The organism is Halapricum sp. CBA1109 (assembly GCF_009741825.1).
Classification (GTDB): Archaea; Halobacteriota; Halobacteria; order Halobacteriales; family Haloarculaceae; genus Halapricum.
Genome location: NZ_WPCA01000153.1, coordinates 1 through 5,903 on the forward strand (window position 1 = coordinate 1; position 5,903 = coordinate 5,903).

Below are 5,903 nucleotides of genomic sequence, written 5' to 3' on the forward strand. Positions count from 1 at the left end.
ACCATCGCGGCCACGCCCGAGAGGGCGACCACCGCGAGGACGGCACCGCCGCGACCGCCGGCGAGGTGAGCGTGACGGCGGCCACGATGCCGCCGCCGACGGCGAGTATTCGAACGGTCCAGACCGCAAGAAACCGCCGCCACGCGGTCTCCAGCGGGTCACTGCCGAGCAGGTCCGCGACGCCGAGGTCGCTCCCCTCGACGACCGACCCGGCTGCGACGCCCGCGGCCGCGGGTTCCTCGGTCGCCGTCTCGGGGGCCGGGGTCGTCGCGGCGTACCACGCCCCGCGGCCGTCCTCGGTCGCCGTCTCCCGTGGGTCGTCGTCGGACGCACCGGGACTGACGGCCTCTTCGTCGCCGTCGTGGCGCAGCAGGTAGGTCCGGTGGCCCAACCGGTCGTACTCCGCCCGCCGCGCGGGGACGGTGAGTATCGACCGCGCGGCCGAGAGGTGCTTGAACACCGCGGCGGCCGTGTCGGTGTCCAGCGCCGCGGCCTCCCGCCGGTCGGGGTGGTACTCCTTCACTGCCCGTCGATAGGCCCGGAGTATCGCCGCCTCGTCGGCGTCCGGGTCGACCCCGAGCAGGTCGTAGTAGTCCTCGAAGTCGGTCACCCCCTCGCTCGCGTCTCCCATCGGATCGGGATTTGAACCCGGCACACTTAGGCGTTGAATTATCCGATTCTCTCGATGGACGACACCCGCCGGCAGTTTATATACAACGAGCCGGCAGACGGGGTGATGGCGACGTCGACGACGGCCGAACGGACGGCACTGCGGGCGCTGGACGACGAGGACCGGTCGCGGACCGGGCGGGTGTTCGCGGCCGCCAGAGCGATAGCCGGCACGGAGGCGACGATGGCGGACGTACTCGGGACGTTCGCGCGGTGGCGGAGCCGGTATCACTTCCGGCCCCCACCGGAGACGGCGCGGACCGTCGAGGCGCTCTGTGCGGCGGCCCGCGAGCAGGGTCACGAGGTGGCGGCGGCGTCGGTGCTGGACGCGGCGGTGCCCGACGACGAGGCGGCGGTGCTGGCGCGGTTGCGCGGCATCGAACAGGCCGAAGCACTCTCGATGCGGGAACGCGATCAGCGCCGCGACGCGTTTCTCGCCGCGGCGACGGACGCGGGCTACGACCTCGACCGGCAGGACGCGGTCACGCACCGCCGACCCCCGGAGGGTCCGGACGACGAGGAGGGGGTAGAAACGGACGAGGAGGACGATTCCGATATCGGTGAGGAGGCGGCGACGGCCGAGCGCAAGCTACTCCCGGCGGAGCCGGCGGCGCTGTCCGAACGGGTGTGTGCGGCCGGGCACAACGAGGTGGTGATCGACAGGGCGTGACCGGCCGAGGTCGGCACAGTTAAACAGGTCTGGCCAGAAGGCGTGTGCAGATGGTCCGTGATCCGTTCGCGGACGACGACGGTCCGACGCTGCAGGACGTCCTCGACGCCTTGGACGACCCGGAGTGTCGGGACATCGTCGGCGTCCTCGACGAGCCGAAGACGGCCAGCGAGATCTCGGAGGACAGCGACGTGCCGCTGTCGACTACCTACCGGAAACTCGAGCTGTTGACCGACGCCTCGCTGTTGAACGAGGGCGTCGACATCAGGCCCGACGGCCAGCACGCGAGCACCTACGAGATCGATTTCGAGGAGGTCGTCATCGCGCTCTCGGAGGATCTGGAGTTCGAGGTCGGTATCGCCAGACAGGCCCGGACGGCCGACGAGCGACTGGAGGATCTCTGGTCGGAGGTACGAAAGGAAACATGAGCCCACACATCCAGTACGTCATCGCAGCGAAAACCCTGACACTGCTGCTCGGGGGACTGATCACCTACTTCGCCTACAAGGCCTACAACCGGACCGGGTCGCCGGCCCTGCGGGCGCTGGCGATAGGGTTCGGGTTCGTGACGTTAGGGTCGGCGACAGCGGCGTCACGAACCTCGTACTGGATATGTCGCTCGAGACGACGCTCGTCGTCGAGGCGTCGCTGACGGCTGTCGGGTTCGCCACTATCGTCTACTCGCTGTACTCCCAGTAGGTTCCCACCCGCCGGGAACGGGGACAGCGGATTTATTCTCCAGTGTCGTTCGGCCGAGTATGCGTCTTGACCGACGGCAACTACTGGCGGCGACGGCCACAGTCTGTGCCGGCGCGGCCGCCGGGTGTAGCGCGAGCGAGGAGCCACCGACGTACGACGGGCCGCGCGTCGACGCGCCCAGCGGGGTCGAATCGTACCTGAGCGACACCAGCAACTTCGACGGGGAGATGCTCGACTGGACCGGCCGCGAGGACCCGACCGTCGACGTCGGCATTCAGGGCAACGGCGGCAACTACGCCTTCGGCCCGGCGGCGATGCAGGTCGCCGCGGGAACCACCGTCACGTGGGAGTGGACCGGCGAGGGACAGGCCCACAACGTCGTCCACGAGGACGGGACCTTCGAGAGCCAGAGCACCGCCGAGGAGGGCTTTACCTTCTCTCACACCTTCGAGTCGACGGGCACCTACCGCTACGTCTGTACGCCCCACCGGTCACAGGGGATGAAGGCCGTGGTCGTCGTGACCGACGCCCGAACATCTTCGGCAACAGCGGAAGGGTGACGGCCCGCGTACGACCGCCTATGCCAGGAATACCATCGCTCGGTGGCGACCCGGACACGTTCGACGAACAGGGGGCGTTCGTCCCAGACCATATCCCCGACCCGGGACCGTTTCTCCAGTCTGAGGCGGTTCTGGCGGGTGACGAGCACATCAACGTCCACACCGTCGCGCGCGGGGTGTTCGAACAGCGCGGCGTCTACGACGTGACCTTCGGGTACAACCTCGCCAAACTGAACCGCGACACCCGCCACGAGTCGGCGGGGTTTCGGTACGCCGAGGGGACCGACCCCGAGTCGGGCCCGGCGGCCGAGTTGGACGCCGCCGATCCGTCGGTGCTCCGCGCGGAGTTCACGCCGACGACGGAGTTCTGCCCGCAGGGGGACTCGCTTGCCATCGGGGCCTTCCGGGCGTTCAATCTGGAGTCCCAGCGCCACGGCTACGACCTCGTCCGGGTCCGGGTCGACGAGATGCATCAAGACAGCCGCACGCTGAACACGAAGCTCCAGTCGCTGGAGGAAGAGTACGCCGAGTCGGGCACCATACCGGGGAACGTCGGCGACGGCCCCGACAACGAGGTGCCGAACGAGCGCGGGATGGGCGCGCCGTTCTGAACGGATCGTTCGTGACAGACGGTTCAACAACCTGACTTTTATTCGACGGCACCTCGTGTCCTGAGACGATGAGCGACAACAGTCACTCGGAGGTGTTGTACGTCGACGACGACGGCGCGCTCTGTGACCTCGTCTCGACGTACCTCGACGCGAGCACGAGTGGCTCTCAGTGACGACAGCGAACGGTGTCCCCGAAGCGAGGAAACTGGTCGACGGGGAGACGTTCGACTGTATCGTCAGCGACTACGATATGCCCCACGTCGACGGCCTCGCGTTTCTGTCCGAACTGCGGGACACCTGCCCTGAGATGCCGTTCGTCCTCTACACGGGGAAAGGCAGCGAGGAGATAGCGAGCAAGGCAATCTCGGCCGGGGTCGACGAGTACCTCCAGAAAGAGCGCGGGACCGACCAGTACACCGTCCTCGGCAACCGGATCAGGAACCTCGTCAGGCGGCGGCAGGCGGAGGCGGCCGTCGATGTCGCCGACGAGCGATACCACAACCTCGTGGACACGGCGCCGGTACCCATCGTTCTGTTTCGCCCGGACCGGTCGGTGGTGTACGCGAACGATGCCGCCGTCGACTTCCTCGACGCCCCGAACGAGGATGCGCTGACGACACACGAGATGCCGGACTTCCTCGCGGAGGGCGACCGGGAGAAGGCAATCGACCGGTTCGAGAGACTGTTCGAGGAGCAGCGACCGATGCCGGAGGTACAGTTCACGATCAGGACGGTATCGGGGACACGAAAGGAAGCCATCGTGGCGACGGCACCGGGTATCTACCGCGGCGAACCCGTCGCCCAAGCCATCGTCCGCGTCGTCGACGCCGAGTAGCCGCCGACGCTTGGAAAGCCATTTATCCCGTCTCGGGGTAGAGTCCGCCAATGAGTCTCAGCGACGGCGACAGGGAACTCGTCACGGAGCACCTCGGTCGGGACCCGACACAGGCGGAGGCGGCCCTCTTCGAGAACCTCTGGAGCGAACACTGCGCGTACCGATCCTCCCAGCCACTGCTGGGCGCGTTCGAGACGGACGGCGAGGACGTCATCGTCCCGCCCGGCGACGACGCGGGCGTCGTCGCACTCGACGACGACACCTACATCGCCATGGGCATCGAGAGCCACAACCACCCCAGCTACGTCGACCCCTTCGACGGCGCGGCGACGGGCGTCGGCGGTATCGTCCGCGACATCCTCTCGATGGGCGCATACCCCATCGCCCTGACCGACAGCCTCTACTTCGGCGACTTCGACCGCGAGCACTCCCGGTATCTCTTCGAGGGCGTCGTCGAGGGCATCTCCCACTACGGTAACTGCATCGGCGTCCCGACCGTCGCCGGGAGCGTCGCCTTCCACGACGACTACGAGGGCAATCCGCTGGTGAACGTCGCCTGCGTCGGCCTGACCGACGCCGACCGACTCGTGACAGCCGAGGCCCAGACGCCCGGCAACAAGCTCCTCCTCGTCGGGAACGCTACCGGCCGTGACGGGATGGGCGGGGCCTCCTTCGCCAGCGAGGACCTCGCCGAGGACGCAGAAACCGAGGACCGCCCGGCCGTTCAGGTCGGTGACCCCTACAGCGAGAAACTCCTCATCGAGTGCAACGAGCACCTGATCGACGAGGACCTGATCGTCTCCGCGCGGGACCTCGGCGCGGCCGGACTCGGCGGGGCCTCCTCGGAACTGGTCGCCAAGGGCGGTCTGGGGGCCGACATCGAACTGTCTGACGTCCACCAGCGCGAACCCGGGATGAACGGGACCGAGATTCTCCTCAGCGAATCCCAAGAGCGGATGGTCTACGAGGTCGACCCGGAGAACGTCGACCGCGTCGCCGAGATAGCCGAGCGCTACGAGATGGGCTGTTCGGTCATCGGCGAGGTCACCGACGACGGCATCTACCACTGCACGTTCGAGGGCGAGACGGTCGTCGAGGCCGACGCGGAGTACCTCGGCGAGGGCGCGCCGATGAACGACTTGGACCACGTCGACCCCGAACCGCCCGAAATCGACCGGCCGGCGTTCGACCTCGCCGAGGCCGTCGAAACCGTCGTCGGCGCACCGAACACCGCGAGCAAGCGCTGGGTCTACCGCCAGTACGACCACGAGGTCCAGGTCCGGACGGCCCGCCGACCCGGCGACGACGCGGCGATTCTGGCGATCAGGGAGGCCGAACAGGGGTTGGCCATCTCGGCCGGCGCCGACCCCAACTGGACGGACGCGGCCCCCTACGACGGCGCGCGGGCGGTCGGCATCGAGAACGCGACCAACCTCGCCGCGAAGGGCGCGACGCCGCTTGCGGCCGTCGACTGCCTCAACGGCGGCAACCCCGAAAAGCCCGAGGTGTACGGCCGGTTCAAGGGCATCGTCGACGGCCTCGCGGACGCCTGTGCCGACATCGACGTGCCGGTCGTCGGCGGCAACGTCTCGCTGTACAACGACTCGGTCGCCGGCCCCATCCCGCCGACGCCGACGCTGACGATGGTCGGAACGAAAGACTCCTACGAGGCCCCGCCACAAGCGCTCTCAGGCGACGGGACGCTGCTGGTCATCGGCGACCCCGTCGACGACCCCGCGCTGGGCGGCTCGGAGTTGCTGGCCCAGTTGGGCGGCAGCGACCGCTTCCCCGCCCTGCCCGACGCGCCCGGTGCCCTCGTCGAGGCCATCGCCGATGTCGTCGACCACGAGGCGGTCACG

7 protein-coding genes and 1 pseudogene are annotated in these 5,903 nt (G+C 68.3%); 7 read left to right on the top strand and 1 reads right to left on the bottom strand.

The window, feature by feature from the left end; genetic code table 11:
* The coding region (locus tag GJ629_RS13630) for a J domain-containing protein (protein ID WP_157513538.1) at positions 1-631 on the bottom strand (631 nt) is incomplete at its 3' end.
* 54 nt (positions 632-685) lie between these two features.
* Between GJ629_RS13630 and GJ629_RS13635 the strand changes: the two genes are divergently transcribed.
* From GJ629_RS13635 to purL, 7 genes and pseudogenes are all read left to right on the top strand, one after another.
* Complete coding sequence (locus GJ629_RS13635; RefSeq protein WP_157513539.1) at positions 686-1,339, top strand: hypothetical protein; 654 nt, start codon at positions 686-688, stop codon at positions 1,337-1,339.
* Positions 1,340-1,389: 50 nt separating this feature from the next.
* The gene (locus tag GJ629_RS13640) at positions 1,390-1,767 is read left to right on the top strand and encodes a helix-turn-helix domain-containing protein (protein ID WP_157513540.1); all 378 of its coding nucleotides are present in this window, start codon (positions 1,390-1,392) and stop codon (positions 1,765-1,767) included.
* A pseudogene (locus GJ629_RS13645) lies at positions 1,764-2,038 on the top strand (hypothetical protein). The gene GJ629_RS13640 and the pseudogene GJ629_RS13645 overlap by 4 nt, the downstream one beginning before the upstream one ends.
* Positions 2,039-2,097: 59 nt before the next feature.
* Positions 2,098-2,598, top strand: a complete 501-nt coding sequence (locus GJ629_RS13650) for a halocyanin domain-containing protein (RefSeq protein ID WP_157513541.1) — start codon at positions 2,098-2,100, stop codon at positions 2,596-2,598.
* A gap of 20 nt (positions 2,599-2,618) precedes the next feature.
* Positions 2,619-3,209: a hypothetical protein gene (locus GJ629_RS13655; protein WP_197428620.1), complete on the top strand. Its 591-nt coding sequence runs from the start codon at positions 2,619-2,621 to the stop codon at positions 3,207-3,209.
* 169 nt (positions 3,210-3,378) lie between these two features.
* The gene (locus tag GJ629_RS13660; protein WP_370515914.1) at positions 3,379-4,044 is read left to right on the top strand and encodes a response regulator; all 666 of its coding nucleotides are present in this window, start codon (positions 3,379-3,381) and stop codon (positions 4,042-4,044) included.
* 50 nt (positions 4,045-4,094) lie between these two features.
* Positions 4,095-5,903, top strand: a 1,809-nt coding sequence (gene purL, locus GJ629_RS13665; protein ID WP_157513542.1) for a phosphoribosylformylglycinamidine synthase subunit PurL, incomplete at its 3' end; no start/stop codon positions are given.